The organism is Corynebacterium sp. ED61, assembly GCF_015233855.1.
GTDB lineage: Bacteria > Actinomycetota > Actinomycetes > Mycobacteriales > Mycobacteriaceae > Corynebacterium > Corynebacterium dentalis.
Window position 1 is genome coordinate 27,527 of record NZ_JADGIT010000004.1, and the last position, 16,291, is coordinate 43,817.

Genomic DNA, 16,291 nt, shown 5'->3' on the forward strand with positions numbered 1-16,291 from the left:
CATGTTTCTAGCGGGAATGATCCGAGCAGTGGAGTTCGGGGAGTAGATTCAACACCGTGTCAAAAATGGGCGAGGCAGTCACGCGCAAGGTGGATCAGATCCACCGTCACCACGCGCGGATGAAAGAGCGCAAGTACGGGTGGGCGGTGCGCCCTGCCACGCTGCTCATCGGCTGGCTGGTGGTGATCGTGGGGTTGATCACCATTCCTTTCCCCGGCCCGGGCTGGTTCACCGTCTTTGTGGGCATCGGCATTCTGTCTCTGGAACTGGAGTGGCCCAACCGGCTGCTGCGCTGGGGGATCCGGCAGTACGACCGTTTCGAGGCATGGTGGAAACGGCAATCCCGCGGCGTGCGCATCCTGGGCATTGTCCTGCTGGTGATGCTAATCTGGGTGGTTTTCGCCTGCATCTTCTGGGTGATGTGGCAGTGGGGAATGCTGGACTGGGCGAAGCCGACCCTGCAGCCGTGGGTGGACAAGCTGCCTTGGGCATAACTGTGGTGAACAGCATCCGCTGAAGAGCAACCGCGGCTGTGTCGACACCGTGCGAATCAACGGGAGGGCGGTAGTCTGTCCGCATGAGCGAAAACGGCAAGTATGACCTGATCGTCGTGGGAAGCGGCTTTTTTGGCCTCACCGTGGCAGAGCAAGCGGCAAGCAAGAAGGGGGCGCGCGTTCTGATCGTGGAAAGGCGCCCCCACATCGGCGGCAACGCTTATTCCGAAGCAGAGCCACAGACGGGTATCGAAGTTCACAAGTACGGCGCCCACCTGTTCCACACCTCCAACAAGCGAGTGTGGGACTACGTCAATCAGTTCACCGATTTCACTGATTACCAGCACCGCGTCTTCGCGATGCACAAGGGAACGGCCTACCAGTTCCCCATGGGACTGGGCCTGATCAACCAGTTCTTCGGCAAGTATTACAGCCCAGATGAGGCACGCCAGCTGATCAAGGAGCAGACCGATGGCCTGAACCCAGACGATGCGCAGAACCTGGAAGAAAAGGGCATCTCCCTGATCGGCCGCCCGCTTTACGAAGCGTTTGTCCGCGATTACACCGCCAAGCAGTGGCAAACGGATCCGAAGGAACTGCCGGCGTCGAATATTTCCCGCCTGCCCGTGCGCTACACCTTCAACAACCGCTACTTCAATGACACCTACGAGGGCCTGCCTGTCGAGGGTTACACCGCGTGGCTGGAAAACATGGCCAAGCACGAAAACATTGAGGTTCGCCTGGACACTGACTGGTTTGAGGTGCGCGACGAACTGCGTGCGGAATCCCCGGACGCGCCCGTGGTCTACACCGGCCCGCTGGACCGTTACTTCGACTACTCCGAAGGCCGCCTGGGCTGGCGCACACTGGACTTTGACCTGGAAGTGCTGGATACCGGCGATTTCCAGGGCACCCCGGTGATGAACTACAACGATGCCGAGTTCCCGTACACCCGCATCCACGAGTTCCGTCACTTCCACCCGGAGCGCGAGGACAAGTACCCCGCGGACAAGACGGTCATCATGAAGGAGTTCAGCCGTTTCGCGGAAAACGAAGACGAGCCGTACTACCCGATCAACACCCCGGATGACCGCGAGAAGCTGCTGGCTTATCGCGAGTTGGCGGACCAGGAGACCAACCAGAGCAAGGTGTTCTTCGGTGGACGTCTGGGCACCTACCAGTACTTGGACATGCACATGGCCATTGGCTCCGCGCTGAGCATGTTCGATAACAAGTTGGAAGAGTTGCTTTAAGCTCTGCCGCTTGTGATCGCCTGCGCTGTGCGCGGGCGATTTTTGGTTCGTTCGAGAAAACCAGTGTCCTGGGGTTAAGATTTGAAGATCTGCAGACATAACATTGTGCGGCGCTGAATCGATCTAAGAAACGGTGCCCACAGCCGGCATGGCATGTGAAGAGGACATCGCCTGCGGTACGTTGTGGCTCAACGAGCCGGTGCGCAGACCACCGGCACACATGACGTTTTCTGATCGGAGATCTATCCATGCATTCACAGCGCATTGGCCTGCCCGCCAAGCTCGTTGCCGCGTTGGTGGCGGTGTGCAGCTTTGTGGCACTCGCCCCGGCTGCTCAGGCTGCTCCCACCAACATTGTCCTTTTTGGCGATTCCCTGATCGCTAATCCAGCGTTCAACATCGCTGAGGTCATGCAGGGCCCCGGCAAGGTGACCCCCAACGTAGCTACGGAAGGACGTTGCCCTCGCGGCGCCAAGCGCATTGCTTCCGAGCTGCAGGCGCAGACCGGCATCAAGGTGGAGGACTTCGCCTGCACCGGTGCGGCTGCCTTCGCGCCATTGTCCGGCGAGAAGCGTCTGGTGACCCAGGTCAACCAGGCCTTGTCCCAGGGCAAGCTGAATGCAGGAACCCGCAACGTCATGGTGCAGATTGGCATCAATGACACGTGGAAGGCTCCGAACCTCTACGACGTGCAGCGCGATGAGTACGTCAAGGAAGTTCGTCGCCAGATGGATCGTGTCCGCGCCGCTGCGCCCAACGCGAAGATCACCATGCTGGGTTACCCGGAGATTATCGATCGCGCTGGTAACTCCTGCTGGGTGCACTGGAATGGTGTGGATCAGCCCCCAATGGTGATTCCTCCGCTGAACAGCGCACTGGCTGCGGCACATGATTGGCAGCGCCAGGCTGCGCGCGCCGTTGGTGGCAACTGGCTCAACCTCGAGGCTGCAACGCGCGGCCACGGATCATGTGCGCCGCGCGACCAGCGATGGGTCGCCGGAGTGATCGATAACTCCTCCAAGCCGTACAACATCACCACTCACTTGACTCACGAAGGCAACCGCGGCGTTGCAGCGGTTCTCGCTCGCAATCTGTAAGTAGTCTGAAACAATTACGTTTTGTTGGGGAGCCCCACCACGGCTCCTCTTTTTCGTGAGTGGGCGCGATCCACGCGCCGTGCTCCTGTGTCAGTAAGGCCAGCCAAGTAATGACTGTGATTGAGGGAAACCGTTCCTCCCCAATGGCCTCCCCGCGGGCGAGGTCGGTGAAGCAGCCGAAGAATCTCACCATACTCACCACGGTGGCGTGGGCTGTGCCTCTGCTGATCATTGCGTTGATTGCGGGGTGGCAGCGCCGGTGGATCAGCGATGACGGATTGATCGTCCTGCGCACCGTCCGCAACCTGCAGGCGGGCAATGGTCCGGTGTTCAACGCGGGCGAGCGCGTGGAGACCAACACCTCCATGCTCTGGCAGTATTCCATTTATCTATTCGCGGAAATGACCGGCGGGCGCTTGGAGACGGTTTCCCTGTGGATGGCCCTGATCCTGACCGGCCTCGCGGTGCTCATTGGGGTGCTGGCCACGGGCTTGCTTTACCGTTCCCGCAGTCTGATTTTTGTTCCGCTGGGGATGGTGGTCTACCTGGCCATCCCCGCCGCTCGTGATTTTGCGACGTCCGGCTTGGAGTGGGGCCTGTCCATTTTCTGGCTGTCCGTGCTGTGGTTGCTGTTGGCGCTGTGGATTCGGGAAGGTGCCCCCGCTAGCTACCGGGTAGCGCCTCAGAGCCGGCACGCGAAGGTGAGCGCGCAAAAGCCCCGAGCAATCTACGGCCTTGCGTTCTGGGCTGGTGTGAGCTGGTTGGTGCGCCCCGAGCTTGCCTTGTATGGCGGAATCACCGGGCTGATCATCCTCATCGCGGCTCGTTCGTGGGCGCAACGCGCGGTGATCCTTGCCGTAGCGCTGCCTGCTCCGTTGGCGTATCAGATTTTCCGCATGGGTTACTACGGCGCGATCGTGCCGCAGACCGCAGTAGCGAAATCCGCCAACGAGGCCCTGTGGGGACGCGGCTGGGATTACGTGGGCAACTTCGTCAATCCTTATGGCCTGTGGTGGGCGTTCGGTGTGTTGGCGTTGGTCACCGCCGCATTGGTCTGGTTCGGTCTGCGTTCCCAGCAGGTTGTTTTTTCCGACGCCACACTCGCCTCGCCTCCCAGCCTCCAGCGGCCCGCCACGGCGATCGCCATTCTGGTGGTGTGCGCGCTGCTCCATTTCACATACGTGATTCGCGTGGGTGGGGACTTCATGCACGGCCGCATGTTGCTCATTCCGCTGTTCGCGATCCTGCTGCCACTATCCGTGGTGCCTCTGGTGGACCTGCGCGGATCCAGCATGGTAATCCAGCCGGTGCTGGTGGGGGCTGGGTTTCTGTTCTGCCTCGGGTGGGCCATCTTTGCGATCAATCATCCCGTGACGTATTCCGCGGCAGGGGTTAAGGGCATGAATGACCTGCATGTGGTGGACGAGCGCACTTATTGGATGTACACCACGAAGACCTCGCCGGAGCAGCCGCCCCTGTACGCCTCCGATTACATGGACATGGCCCTGATGAATGGCTATGCCGAGGCGAACAAGGAGTGCGCGGAGCAGCGTGAAGGCGATCCCGCCTCCCCTGAGGCCCGGCAGTGCTCCGGAGTGCTGTTGTCCGTGGGCAGCGTGGGGCCGAACGGAGAAGATGACTGGATTCCGGTGGGCGCCGTGGGCTTAAACCCTGCTGGTCAGCCCGTGATTCCGGGGCCGGTTCAGGGATTTGAAGACCTGCAGTATCACCCTATGACCGTGAGCTTTTTGAACCTGGGTATGACGGGAATGATGGCACCGTTGGATACCCGTGTGGTGGACCCGATGGGCCTGGCCAATCCGTTGGCTGCACGCATGCCACAGATTGAAAATGGGCGCCCCGGTCACGATAAGTATCTGCCGCTGGAGTGGCAGATGGCAGATTCCAGCGTGTTTGTGCCCTTCCTGCCGAGCTACATCGATGGGGAAGAAGTCACTGAGATCCGGTCGATTCTCTACACGGAGGACTTTGTGGAGCTGTTCCACGTCTACCGCGAGCCGATGAGCGTGCACCGTTTCTGGGACAACATCAAGTACTCCTTGACCACGTCGCGGACGCTGAAGTTCTCTGATGACCTCGACGATTACGAGGGCGTGCAACCCATGCCGGATGCCCAGATTGTGTGGCCGCAGACCGCCCACAAGTAATTGATCGGGGCGCCTGCGTGCGACCAGCGTGATCGCGTCAATGGGTGTGGCGAACAAAGCCATCCCGGGGCGCATGGGGGATAATCGAGACTGTTCTATTGTCTACTCGCAAAGGTCAGCGCTCCTCACATGTCTGATTCCACCCTGGGAACTGCACACAAAGCATCCGCTGCGATCGATACCACCCGCCTGGGCCGCATCATCTTGCCTAAGCGTGGCGAACCGTATGACGTGCGTTCGCTTTACATCGTGGAAAACGAGGCCGTACCCGGCCGAGTCACCGCACTGTCCCGCACCGAGGCAGTCATCCCTGCTGGCATCGAGGTCTCCTTCGAGACGTACTTCAATGCTTTCCCCGCTAGCTACTGGCGCCGCTGGTCGCAGCTGACCGAGGTGGAACTGCGAGTAGACCTCACTGGCGATGCTCGCATCGACCTGTACCGCTCCAAGATCGATGGTTCCCGCATCGCTGTGACCGGCGGAATCGTGGAAACAGACGAGTCCGGACGTGGCCAAGCCACCTTCGTCATCCCCCTGGACCAGTTCGAGGATGGCGGATGGATTTGGTTCGACATCACCTGTGAGACGGAAACCGTCATCCACTCCGCTGGTTGGTACGCCACCAAGGAGGCCGAAGGCCAGGTTCTGAAGTCCGAGGCGACCGTTGTTGACGTCGAAACAGGAGAAACCACAACCTACGCCGCCGGTGACGTGCTGCCCGCCGCAGCACCACAGGTCACGGTGGGCATCCCCACCTTCAACCGTCCCACGGACGCGGTCGCCGCACTCGAGGCGCTGGCCAGCGACCCGGAAGTGGACGCGGTGATCGAGGCATTGATCATGCCGGACCAAGGCAATCAGCACCCCGCCGACCAGCCGGGATTCCCAGCGATGGAGGAGCATTTCGGCGATCGTCTGCGCATCGTCGAGCAGGGCAACCTCGGTGGCTCCGGCGGCTACTCGCGCATCATGTACGAGGCACGCCACGAAACCCGTGGCACCAAGAGTCCGTTCATTCTCTACATGGACGATGACATCGCCATCGAGCCGGACTCCGTGCTGCGCTCCCTGGCCGCCGCCCGCTACGCGAAGTCCCCGATGCTAATCGGTGGACAGATGCTCAACCTGCAGGAACGTTCCCACCTGCACACCATGGGCGAGGTCATCGATCGCGGATCCTTCATGTGGACCGCTGCACCGCACACGCACTACGACCACGATTTCTACAAGCACCCACTGCGCGACCGTGGACGCAGCAACCCAGAGCGCGATTCCAAGGGCAACGTCATCGGCGAGACGAACTCCCGTGACCTGCACCGTCGCATTGACGTGGACTACAACGGCTGGTGGATGTGCATGATCCCGCGCGTGGTCGCGGATACGATCGGCCAGCCTTTGCCGCTGTTCATCAAGTGGGATGACGGCGAGTTTGGCCTGCGCGCCAAGGACGCCGGATTCCCCACCGCCTCGTGGCCCGGCATCGCGATCTGGCACATGGCCTGGTCCGATAAGGACGACGCCATCGATTGGCAGGCGTACTTCCACCTGCGCAACCGCCTGATCGTGGCCGCCATGCAGGGGCACGATAACCCACGTGGCCTGGTCATCTCCATGGCGAAGGCCACCGCCAAGCACCTGCTGTGCTTGGAATACTCCACCGTGGCCATCCAGAACGAGGCGATGAAGGACTTCCTCGCCGGCCCGGAGAACCTGTTCGACATCCTCGAAACGGCACTTCCTCGCATCAACACGATGCGCAAGAATTTTTCCGACGCTACGGTGATCCGTTCCGCCTCTGATCTGCCTGCCCCTTCGGGCGGCCCAGCTGGTTTGCTGAACATCCCCGTCAACCCAGTGTCCAAGGTCAAGACCTTGGCCCAGGGTCTGCTGAATAACACGCGCCCAGCTGAGGCTCGTCACCACGAGGTGCCACAGGTGAACCTTCCGCCGATCGAGGCTCGGTGGTTCAGCTTGTCTCGCATTGACGGTGCGACTGTCACCACCGCGGACGGCAAGGGCGTGGTGTTCCGCAAGCGCGATCGCGGACAGATGCTGGCTTTGGCCAAGGAATCCGCGGTGCTGCAGAAACAGGTCATGGATCGTTTCGACGAGATGAGCGAGCGCTACCAAGCCGCTCACGCGGAGCTGACCAGCCGCGAGGCGTGGAAGCAGATCTTCGAGCCAGAAGCCTAGAAGTCAGCGCGAGCAAAAAGAGGAGAGAAGACCCACACCGTGAGTAGTCACATCGATGTTCCGAAGCAGTTCCGTCAGCTTCCATCCGTGGCAGTGCGCGCCGCCGCGGCGCTGCCCGCAGTTAAGGGCGACCCAATGGGGGAGACCCGCATTCTGATGGAGTTGCAGCGAGCACTGGGCACCAAGCCCGGCGTGCTGCCTGCTGCACGAGGCCTCAGCCACTTCGGCGAGCACGCCTTGGGCTGGTTTGCCCTCAGTGGACTGGGCTGGGTGACAGAAAAGCAGCAGGCCAAGAAGCGGGAATGGCTGGCGATGGGTGTTTCTGCCTTCTCTGCACACGCGGCTTCGGTGATTCTCAAGCGCGTGGTGCGCCGTCCTCGGCCACATGCCCGTGGCGTGCAGATCGGTGTGGCAACGCCTTCTAAGCTGAGCTTCCCTTCATCCCATGCCACTAGCTCTACCGCGGCACTGGTCTCGCTTTCCGATATCACCGGAAACCCCGCTCCGCTCGTGGGCGTGCCCGTCATGGCGCTGTCCCGAATGGTGTTGGGCGTACACTACCCCTCGGACGTTGCGGTGGGCAGTGTGATCGGCTGGGCTACAGCAAAGGCCACGCGCCGCATGATGGTCAACAACGACGAACCACAACAACCGAACCTCAACAACTAGGAGAAACGGTGAGCGAAAGCACCAGTGAGCCGAAGGCAGAGCCGTTTTTGGGCTCCGAGCCTCACACCTCTGGCTTGGAAGCCAACCGAAACACGAGCGTTGGCACGGATGCAAAGGGGCCGCAGGCGCCGAAGAATCTGCTGGACGGCATGATCAAGGCACTTCGCCCCAAGCAGTGGGTGAAGAACGTCCTGGTGGTCGCCGCTCCCTTGGCCGCTGGTGGCGAAGCGCTGTTCTCCACGCGCGTTGTACTGGACGTGGTCATCGCATTCGTGGCTTTCTGCCTGGCAGCAAGTTCGATCTACTTGGTCAATGACGCGCGTGATGTGGAAGCCGACCGCGCACACCCCACCAAGCGTTTCCGCCCGATCGCCGCAGGCGTGCTGCCTGTGGGGCTGGCCTACACGATGGCGGTGGTGCTCATCCTGCTGGCTATTGGCGGCAGCTTCTTGGCCAGCTCCGGGGCTGGCCTGGCGATCGTGGTGAGCGTGTACATCGCGCTGCAGCTGGGTTATTGCTTCGGTTGGAAGCATCAGCCGGTGATCGATATTGCGCTGGTCAGCTCTGGTTTCATGCTGCGTGCGATGGCCGGCGGTGTGGCCGCGGACATTGAGCTTTCCCAGTGGTTCTTGCTGGTCGCAGCGTTCGGCTCGCTGTTTATGGCGGCGGGTAAGCGCTACGCGGAGCTGAAGCTCTCGCTGCGTTCCGGTGCCAAAATCCGCAAGTCCCTCGAAAGCTATACGCCGACCTACCTGCGCTTCGTGTGGACGCTGGCCGCGACTTCCGTGGTGCTGTGTTACGCGCTGTGGGGCTTTGACCTCTCGCAGACCGTCGATGGGGCAGCGGCCGTGTGGTACCAGGTGTCCATGGTTCCGTTTACCGTGGCGATCCTTCGCTACGCGGCGGACGTGGACCGTGGTGAAGGCGGTGCGCCGGACGAGATCGCACTGTCTGACCGCACCCTGCAGATTCTCGCTGTGGCATGGTTGGCTACGATCGCCATCGCTGTCTACGTGGTTCCTGCCCTAAATTAATCAAAGCGTGACCTTTTCTTAGAGGTCGTTTTTGTTGTTGTGACCTGCGCCGTCTTCGGATTCTCCGGAGGCGGTTTCTTATGTCTATCTTAGCGGCTGGTTGATTAGGTAACTTTTTGGTAACGTAATCAGCCGTTCATTGATGTGTAGAGAGAAGATCATATGACTACTTCGTCTAGGAAGCTTGGAGCACCCAAGAAGCTGGTGTCCCTGCTGCTCGCGTTAGCGACTGCTCTGGGAATGGCTGTGGTGTCCGCTCCGGCTGCCTCCGCTGACAATCGCGGTTGGCTGCGTCCGGGCTGTTCATGGGATGCATACAAGTTCTTTGTGCAGTACTGCAAAGTGTGGTCCCCTGCCATGAATCAAAATATTAAGGTGCAGATCAAGCCTGCCGCCCGTGGCGGCAATGCTGGTCTTTACCTGCTGGACGGACTGCGCGCCCGCGATGACTGGAACGCGTGGACGTGGGACGGCGGAGCCCCGAAGAAGTTCGTGAACGATGACGTGACCCTGGTCATGCCAGTGGGCGGACAGGCACAGTTCTACGCGGACTGGATTGGTCCGTGGAACGGCACCAACGGTCCAAGCAAGCCTCGTTGGGAGACCTTCCTGACCCGCGAACTGCCGGGATACCTGCAGCGTAACTTCGGCGTCTCTCGCACCAACAACGGCATCGTTGGTCTGTCTATGGGCGGAACCGCTGCCATGAACTTGGCTGCATATCACCGCGACCAGTTCAAGCATGTCACCTCGATGTCTGGCTACCTGAACCCCACCTGGCCAGGCATGTACTTGGGCATCCAGGCGGCAATGCTGGATTCCGGCGGCCCGGGTGCGCAGATCTGGAACATGTGGGGCGGCCCGCTGGACCCACTGCGCTGGCGCAATGACCCAACCATTCAGGCAGCAACCGGCCGATTTGCCGGCATGCCGATGTACATCTCTTCTGCTGCTGGCATCACCGGCACCCGAGAGAACTTCTTGGCTGACCCTATCGGTGTGACCTCCGGTGTGCTGCTGGAGTGGCTGTCCCGCACCTCCACTGCCAAGTTTGAGCTGGCGGTCCGCGCTGGTGGCGCCAACCCCGTGGTGAGCTACCCTATCGTGGGTATTCACTCCTGGAGCTACTGGAGCGATGAGCTGTCCAAGGCTCGCCCAATGATCAAGGGAACCCTCCGCGCTTCCTAGTTTTTGGATCTGGGTCTCAGGGTAGAGATCTGCAGACCTTGAGAAAATGCCGACTGACCGCATGGTCGGTCGGCATTTTTCGTGGCTGTGGGAAGGTTAGGGAGTGGGGATGTTAACTAACTGTGAGAAACAGTTCCTAATGTTTGACCCCGCTAAGCACTTTGCTAGACTAACCTTAAACTTAACCTTGAGGTTTCCGGTGTGTTGCGCCAACAAAAGTACGTTTGCTTGCCATAATGGCTAGCGTTACACGCCGAGAGTTGTAGTCGGAGCAGGCGGGGAACCTGTTCCGGTGGCAGCGAATCGTTAGTTAGTGCTGGGTGTGAGTGGTTGTATGCATCACTTTTCACGCGATGTAACCAGCGCACTCGTCCGCATTATGTAACGATTTCATATATTCATCACGTTTTAACGCTTGTAAAACTGACGCTCAGAAGGAAGACCGAACATGCGCTTTGCCGCGATCCTTTCCCGCCGCACCCGCACCGCTGGGATGCGTAATGGCCGCCGCAAGCCGGTAGCCGCACTGGCCCTGCCCGTCGCCGCAGCACTGGCCCTGCCACTGCTTCCAGCAGTCGGCGGCCAGCCGGTACTACCTTCCGCTCAGGCGCAGGGCCTGAGCAGCAACCTGGGCCCAGGCTTCGACACTGACTACCTCAAGCCAGACTCCATCCCAGACCGCACCCCAATTGACGTCACCGAGCAAGTTCTCGACGGCCTGCCAGAGGGCGTGTCCGTGGACCGCGTGGAGTGGATCACCGACCGCTGGGCAAACGTCTTCATCAACTCCGCAGCCATGCCTGGCGAGCCAATCAAGGTGCAGATCCTCCTGGCTCGCGACTGGTACTCCAACCCAAGCAAGACCTACCCATCCGTATGGGCGTTGGACGGCCTGCGCGCCCGCGATGACGAGTCCGGTTGGACCCTAGAGACCAACATCGCCGCTTACTACGCAGACAAGAACGTCAACGTAGTCATGCCAGTCGGCGGCGAGTCCTCTTTCTACTCCGACTGGCAGGAGCCAGACAAGGGCAAGCACTACAAGTGGGAAACCTTCCTGACCCAGGAACTCCCAGCCGTGCTGCGCGAAGGATGGCGCTCCACTGACAAGCGTGCAGTGGTTGGCCTGTCCATGGGCGGAACCGCCGCGATGAACCTCGCCGAGCGCCACCCAAGCTTGTTCGACTTCGTGGGATCCTTCTCCGGCTACCTAGACACCACCTCCTACGGCATGCCGCAGGCAATCGGTGCAGCCACCCTGGATGCCGGTGGCTACGATGCCCAGAAGATGTGGGGCCCTTACGGCTCCCAGGGATGGATTGATCACGATCCAAAGCTTGGCGTCGAAAATCTGAAGGACATGTCCGTCTACGTCTCCTCCGGAAACGGCAACGCTGGACCATTCGACCGTCCCGGCCCGCTGCCTGGCATGCCTGACAACTACGCCGGCATGGGCCTGGAGGTCATGTCCCGAATGACCACCGAGACCTTCCTGCGCTACGCCAAGCAGAAGAACGTGGACGTCACCGCAGCATTCCGTCCATCCGGCACCCACTCCTGGCCATACTGGCAGTTCGAGATGACTCAGGCATGGCCGCGCATCGCCGATGCCTTGGGCGTGCCACAGGAAGACCGCAGCACCGAATGTTCTGCGAAGGGTGCTATTGGCGCTGGTCTGAGAAAGGTTCCGCAGCTGGGCGCATGTACCTCCAACGAGTACAACGGCCCACGTGGTGGCAAGATTCAGGACTTCCGCGGCGGACGCGCGTACTGGTCTCAGGCCACCGGTGCTCACTACCTGTGGGGTCGCATCGGCGCCCGTTACTCCGAGATGGGCGGACCGACCTCCTGGCTTGGCTACCCACGATCTGAGGAAATTCAGGTTCCAGGCCGTAACGGCTACTACGTGAGGTTTGAAAACGGCAACATCTACTGGAACGCCAACACCGGCGCCTACGCAGTCAGCAAGGACATCATGGCTGTCTGGGAGACGGTCGACTACGAAGGTGGCAAGCTGGGCTACCCAATCGCCCAGGATCAGCCAATCGAAGGCAAGGGCGTGCAGCAGAAGTTCCAGAACGGTGTCATCGCCCTGGGAACCGACGGAAAGGGCAACTACGTCCAAGGCGAGATCGCCAAGAAGTACATGGAACTGGGCGGACTGAACTCCGCACTGGGCGTGCCAACCTCCGGCGAGCTCGATGCGCAGGGCGGAAAATTCTCCAACTTCACCGGCGGCGCCATCTACTGGAGCGCTACTACCGGCGCGCACGTGATCTACAACGGAAAGATCCGCGATGCATGGGCGCAGGAAAAGTGGGAGCAGGGCAAGTACGGCTTCCCAATCTCCGACCAGACCGCAATCCCTGCCGGTGGCAACGAGGTCAAGTTCCAGCACGGCGTGATCCGCGAGGTCAACGGCCAGGTTCAGAAGACCCTCAACTAGTAGTCACCACCGCTGGCGCGCCTGAACTGAAGCGCGACAGGCTTGCATGACCCCGAGCGTCAGCTTCTTTTCACGAAGGGAAGCTGGCGCTTGGTTTTTACTCCAATCCCTCCAAAGATCCCTCGGGAGAGCACGTGAATACTGTCCGACAGTCCACCGCACCATCCACTCGCAATGACTCGGTGTCCGCACCCCGGTCGCGCCGTTCCTGGCGGCTGGCACTCGTCGCCGTGACCACCCCTGTCCTGCTGGCTGCCACCGCCGCCTGCGGTGATGATTCCACCGTGGACAACTCCGAGCAGGCCACCAACACCGGCGTGCCCAGCGTGAGCTCCAGCGCCTCCCCAGAATCTCACGCTCCAGAGTCCTCCTCCAGCGCCGCTGCTCCAGCTCCCGAAGCGGGTAACTCCGCCCCGGATGCCAATGACTCCGGTGCGGAAGAAGTGGACCAAGTCCCCGCAGGCACGGGCCGCAGCGAAGAGGACCAGAAGTACCTCGAAGAGCTGAAGAATAATGACATCGACCTCTCCAAGGTGGACGGTGCCTCCGATCCAGGCGGCGTGGAAGACCAGCTCATCGCCGCAGGCCGCGGCTACTGCACGGCTAAGGCAGAAGACCGCCCAGACGTCTTCACCGCGCTGGCAGCAGGGCAGCTGCAGACCCAGGGCATCGTAGACAAGGATCCGCAGGAGATCGAAAAGGTCATCGTGGATGCCGCAGACTCCGCGTACTGCAGCTAGATCACATCCGATTCACCCCGGCCACAACCGGGACTAAGGACAATCACCCATCATGCGTAAGCTCCTCACAGTGATCGCTGTGATCATCATTTTGCTGGCCATCGTTGTTGGCGTCGGACAATGGATGAACTCCAACAACAACGGACCGAACAACCCCATCCCCGGTGCGCCCAACGGCGGCACGGAAGAAACCGAGGCGCAAAACCCACCCGGATGTTCGGCCTACGAGTTCATCTCCGCGCCCGGAACCTGGGAATCCAGCGCCATGGATGACCCGATGGATCCCACGGCCAACCCGCGCTCGCTGATGCTCTCCGTGACCAACCCGTTGAAGGAGCAGCTGCCGGACGACCAGGTCAAGGTGTGGACGCTGCCGTACACCGCGGAGTTCCGCAATGTCAACGCGATGCAGGAGATGTCCTACGACGATTCTCGCCGCGAAGGCTTTGACCGCATGGCCGCCGAGCTGCGCGCGACCCACGAGGCGTGCCCTGCCACCAAGTTCATCATCTCCGGCTTCAGCCAGGGTGCGGTGCTCTCCGGTGACATGGCCGCTGAGATCGGTAACGGTCGCGGGCCTGTTCCTGCGTCTTCCGTGGCCGGTGTTGCTTTGATTGCCGACGGCAGGTTCGAGCGTGACAAGGGCAATTTCATTGGCAACACCAATAACACCGGCGTGGGTGCGGAGATTTCCCTCAACATCGTCAATGGTTTGGTCCAGCCGATTGTTCCCGGGGCGACGATGCGCGGCCCGCGCCCGGATGGCTTCGGCGAGCTGAGCGACCGAGTGAACAACTTCTGCGCGCCGGGGGACATGATCTGCGATTCGCCACGCGACTTCGGAAATGCGCTGCAGCGAGCCCGCGAGCTGGTGGGCGATAACGCGGCGCACGCGCTGTATGCCTCTAACCCGAACGTGATTCCGGGGCAGACGGTTCCGCAGTGGATTGTGGATTGGGCGCGAGGAATCGTCACGGCTGGCTAGCCGGAATGGTCGAACTCGGCCAGTAGTTGTGATCTACTAACTAACTAGAAGCGTGAACGCATTCGGATGGGGTAAACCCTCGTCCGGATGCACCACGAGTTGGCACCCCAAGCACCACTAACAAGCACTCCGTTTTACCCACCTACTAGCAGGAAGTTCCAGTATGGATATCAATGCGGCAATGTCCCAGTTCTTCGACGAGCAAGGCAAGATCAACGTGCCGGAGCAGCTGACGCTGTCCGGCATGTGCGAGATGCTCTACACCATGGCGCAGATGGAAGGCGTCACGGAAGAGACTCTGATTCGCTACTGGGACTTCAGCCAGTCCCGTGAGGGGCAGGTCCATGAGATCACTCGTGCGCAGGTCAACACCCGCATCAAGGCCGTGTGCGTGCGCCTGCAGCAGGTGGCGCAGCCGGGGGACCGCGTGGCCATTCTGGCCAACAACTCACCGGAGTACCTCTATGCGTTCCTGGGCGCCATGTACGCCAAGATGGTGCCAGTCCCGCTGTACGATCCGAACGAGCCGGGCCACACCGGCCACCTGAGCGCGGTGCTGGGTTCCTCCGAGCCCACCGTGGTTCTCACCAACAAGCAGTCCGCGGCCGCTGTGCGCAAGCACTTCGCGTCCACCCCAGCAGCAGAGCGCCCTCGCGTGCTGACCGTGGATGCGCTGCCGGATTCCCTGGCTGACGAGTGGGTGAACCCGATGATGGCGATCATGGCGGATCCGTCCTTAGCGCCAAAGTCCTCGGACGAGGCTTTCCTGCAGTACACCTCCGGATCTACTCGTACCCCAGCCGGCGTGATCCTGACCCACAAGTCCATCGTGACCAACGTGCTGCAGATCTTCTCTGCTGTCAACCTGCAGTCTCCGATGCGCTTGGCCACGTGGTTGCCGCTGCACCATGACATGGGCATCATCTTGGCGGCCTTCGTGGTGCTGCTGGGAGTTCCGTTTGAGTTGATGAGCCCTCGCGATTTCATCCAGGACCCAGCACGCTGGGTGCGCCAGATGAGCAAGCGCAATGATGAGGAAAACCTTTACACCGTGGTGCCTAACTTCGCCATGGAGCTGGCAGCACGTTACGCCAATCCGGAGGATGTCGCGGAGCTCAAGGACCTGGATCTCAGCCGCGTAGACGGTGTGATCAACGGCTCCGAGCCCGTATCCAAGGCAGCCGTGGATAAGTTCATGGAACTGTTCGGCAACTACGGCCTCAAGCGCGAGGCAATGCGCCCTTCTTACGGCCTAGCAGAGGCCACTCTCTTGGTGACCACTCCGCACATTGGCGAGCGCCCTGTCACCCGCTGGTTGGGCCGCGATGCGCTGGCAGCTGGTACTGCGGAGATCGTGGAAGCAGACGGAGAAAACGCAGTGCCACTGATGTCCGTGGGCCAGGTGTGTGCACCGCAGGTTTTGGCCATTGTGGACACGGAAACCGGCCAGGAGCTGGAAGATGGCAACGTCGGTGAAATCTGGGTGCACGGCGATAACATGGCTGCTGGCTACCTGAACCGCGAAGAGGAAACCAAGGAGACCTTCCGTAATGAGCTGCCGAAGGGCAAGCGACTGGCGGAAAACTCCCGCGCGTATGGAGCCCCAGAAGATAACTGGATGCGCACCGGTGACCTCGCCGTGATTGTGGACGAGAACGTGTTCATTACCGGCCGCCTCAAGGACCTCATCATCGTGGCCGGCCGCAACCACTACCCGCAGGACATCGAGGCCACGGCGGAAGAGGCCACTAAGCAGATCGCGCCGGGCGTGCTGGCTGCGTTCTCCATCAGCACCGACGATGTCGAAGGCCTGGTGATCATCGCCGAGCGCGATCCGGAGGCCGACGAGTCCGGGGACGCACAGGCCATCGATGCCGTGCGCGCCGCCGTCACGAAGAAGCACGGCGTGCAGCCAGCTGATGTGCGCATCATTGGCGTTGGAGAAATTCCCCGCTCCTCGGCACACAAGATTGCCCGCCGCGTGGCCGCGAAGGCTTACAACGAGGGTGTGTTCAACTAAAGCT

The 16,291-nt window shown here is 60.9% G+C and carries 12 protein-coding genes; all 12 read left to right on the forward strand.

All coding sequences use genetic code 11. The features are described 5' to 3' along the window. The first annotated feature begins 65 nt into the window (after nt 1-65). The 12 genes from IM764_RS05610 to IM764_RS05665 all read left to right on the forward strand — a co-directional run bounded on the left by IM764_RS05610 (nt 66) and on the right by IM764_RS05665 (nt 16,287). Nucleotides 66-494, forward strand: a complete 429-nt coding sequence (locus tag IM764_RS05610) for a TIGR02611 family protein (RefSeq protein WP_228073460.1) — start codon at nt 66-68, stop codon at nt 492-494. Between the two features lie 83 nt (nt 495-577). After that, nucleotides 578-1,747, forward strand: a complete 1,170-nt coding sequence (gene glf, locus IM764_RS05615; RefSeq protein ID WP_194187227.1) for a UDP-galactopyranose mutase — start codon at nt 578-580, stop codon at nt 1,745-1,747. Between the two features lie 248 nt (nt 1,748-1,995). After that, nucleotides 1,996-2,844 carry a GDSL-type esterase/lipase family protein gene (locus IM764_RS05620; protein WP_194187228.1) on the forward strand — a complete coding sequence of 283 codons (849 nt, stop codon included), beginning with the start codon at nt 1,996-1,998 and terminating at the stop codon, nt 2,842-2,844. Nucleotides 2,845-2,954: 110 nt separating this feature from the next. Further along, nucleotides 2,955-5,012 (forward strand): hypothetical protein, encoded by a 2,058-nt coding sequence (locus IM764_RS05625; RefSeq protein WP_194187229.1) that lies wholly within the window; start codon nt 2,955-2,957, stop codon nt 5,010-5,012. A 129-nt stretch (nt 5,013-5,141) separates the two neighbouring features. Then, on the forward strand, nt 5,142-7,205 hold the full coding sequence (locus IM764_RS05630) for a glycosyltransferase (RefSeq protein ID WP_194187230.1): 2,064 nt from the start codon (nt 5,142-5,144) through the stop codon (nt 7,203-7,205). A gap of 135 nt (nt 7,206-7,340) precedes the next feature. Then, a complete protein-coding gene (locus tag IM764_RS05635) occupies nt 7,341-7,874 on the forward strand; it encodes a phosphatase PAP2 family protein (protein ID WP_194187359.1) in 534 nt (177 codons plus the stop codon). Nucleotides 7,875-7,882: 8 nt separating this feature from the next. Then, complete coding sequence (locus tag IM764_RS05640) at nt 7,883-8,908, forward strand: decaprenyl-phosphate phosphoribosyltransferase (protein WP_194187231.1); 1,026 nt, start codon at nt 7,883-7,885, stop codon at nt 8,906-8,908. A 162-nt stretch (nt 8,909-9,070) separates the two neighbouring features. After that, entirely contained in the window at nt 9,071-10,096 is a 1,026-nt protein-coding gene (locus IM764_RS05645; protein WP_194187232.1) for an alpha/beta hydrolase family protein, read from the forward strand. 448 nt (nt 10,097-10,544) lie between these two features. Next, on the forward strand, nt 10,545-12,542 hold the full coding sequence (locus tag IM764_RS05650; RefSeq protein ID WP_194187233.1) for an alpha/beta hydrolase-fold protein: 1,998 nt from the start codon (nt 10,545-10,547) through the stop codon (nt 12,540-12,542). Nucleotides 12,543-12,676: 134 nt separating this feature from the next. Beyond that, nucleotides 12,677-13,282, forward strand: a complete 606-nt coding sequence (locus tag IM764_RS05655) for a DUF732 domain-containing protein (protein WP_194187234.1) — start codon at nt 12,677-12,679, stop codon at nt 13,280-13,282. Nucleotides 13,283-13,334: 52 nt separating this feature from the next. Continuing rightward, nucleotides 13,335-14,267 (forward strand): cutinase family protein, encoded by a 933-nt coding sequence (locus IM764_RS05660; RefSeq protein WP_194187235.1) that lies wholly within the window; start codon nt 13,335-13,337, stop codon nt 14,265-14,267. A gap of 163 nt (nt 14,268-14,430) precedes the next feature. Then, nucleotides 14,431-16,287: a FadD32-like long-chain-fatty-acid--AMP ligase gene (locus tag IM764_RS05665; RefSeq protein ID WP_194187236.1), complete on the forward strand. Its 1,857-nt coding sequence runs from the start codon at nt 14,431-14,433 to the stop codon at nt 16,285-16,287. Nucleotides 16,288-16,291: the final 4 nt, after the last annotated feature.

What these genes read in the sequence shown, in the direction of transcription:
- IM764_RS05635 (WP_194187359.1), top strand. Translation starts at nt 7,341, where the DNA reads ATGGGGGAGACCCGCATTCTGATGGAGTTGCAGCGAGCACTGGGCACC.
- IM764_RS05645 (WP_194187232.1), top strand. Translation starts at nt 9,071, where the DNA reads ATGACTACTTCGTCTAGGAAGCTTGGAGCACCCAAGAAGCTGGTGTCC.
- IM764_RS05625 (WP_194187229.1), top strand. Translation starts at nt 2,955, where the DNA reads ATGACTGTGATTGAGGGAAACCGTTCCTCCCCAATGGCCTCCCCGCGG.
- IM764_RS05630 (WP_194187230.1), top strand. Translation starts at nt 5,142, where the DNA reads ATGTCTGATTCCACCCTGGGAACTGCACACAAAGCATCCGCTGCGATC.
- IM764_RS05650 (WP_194187233.1), top strand. Translation starts at nt 10,545, where the DNA reads ATGCGCTTTGCCGCGATCCTTTCCCGCCGCACCCGCACCGCTGGGATG.
- IM764_RS05660 (WP_194187235.1), top strand. Translation starts at nt 13,335, where the DNA reads ATGCGTAAGCTCCTCACAGTGATCGCTGTGATCATCATTTTGCTGGCC.
- glf (WP_194187227.1), top strand. Translation starts at nt 578, where the DNA reads ATGAGCGAAAACGGCAAGTATGACCTGATCGTCGTGGGAAGCGGCTTT.
- IM764_RS05665 (WP_194187236.1), top strand. Translation starts at nt 14,431, where the DNA reads ATGGATATCAATGCGGCAATGTCCCAGTTCTTCGACGAGCAAGGCAAG.
- IM764_RS05610 (WP_228073460.1), top strand. Translation starts at nt 66, where the DNA reads ATGGGCGAGGCAGTCACGCGCAAGGTGGATCAGATCCACCGTCACCAC.
- IM764_RS05620 (WP_194187228.1), top strand. Translation starts at nt 1,996, where the DNA reads ATGCATTCACAGCGCATTGGCCTGCCCGCCAAGCTCGTTGCCGCGTTG.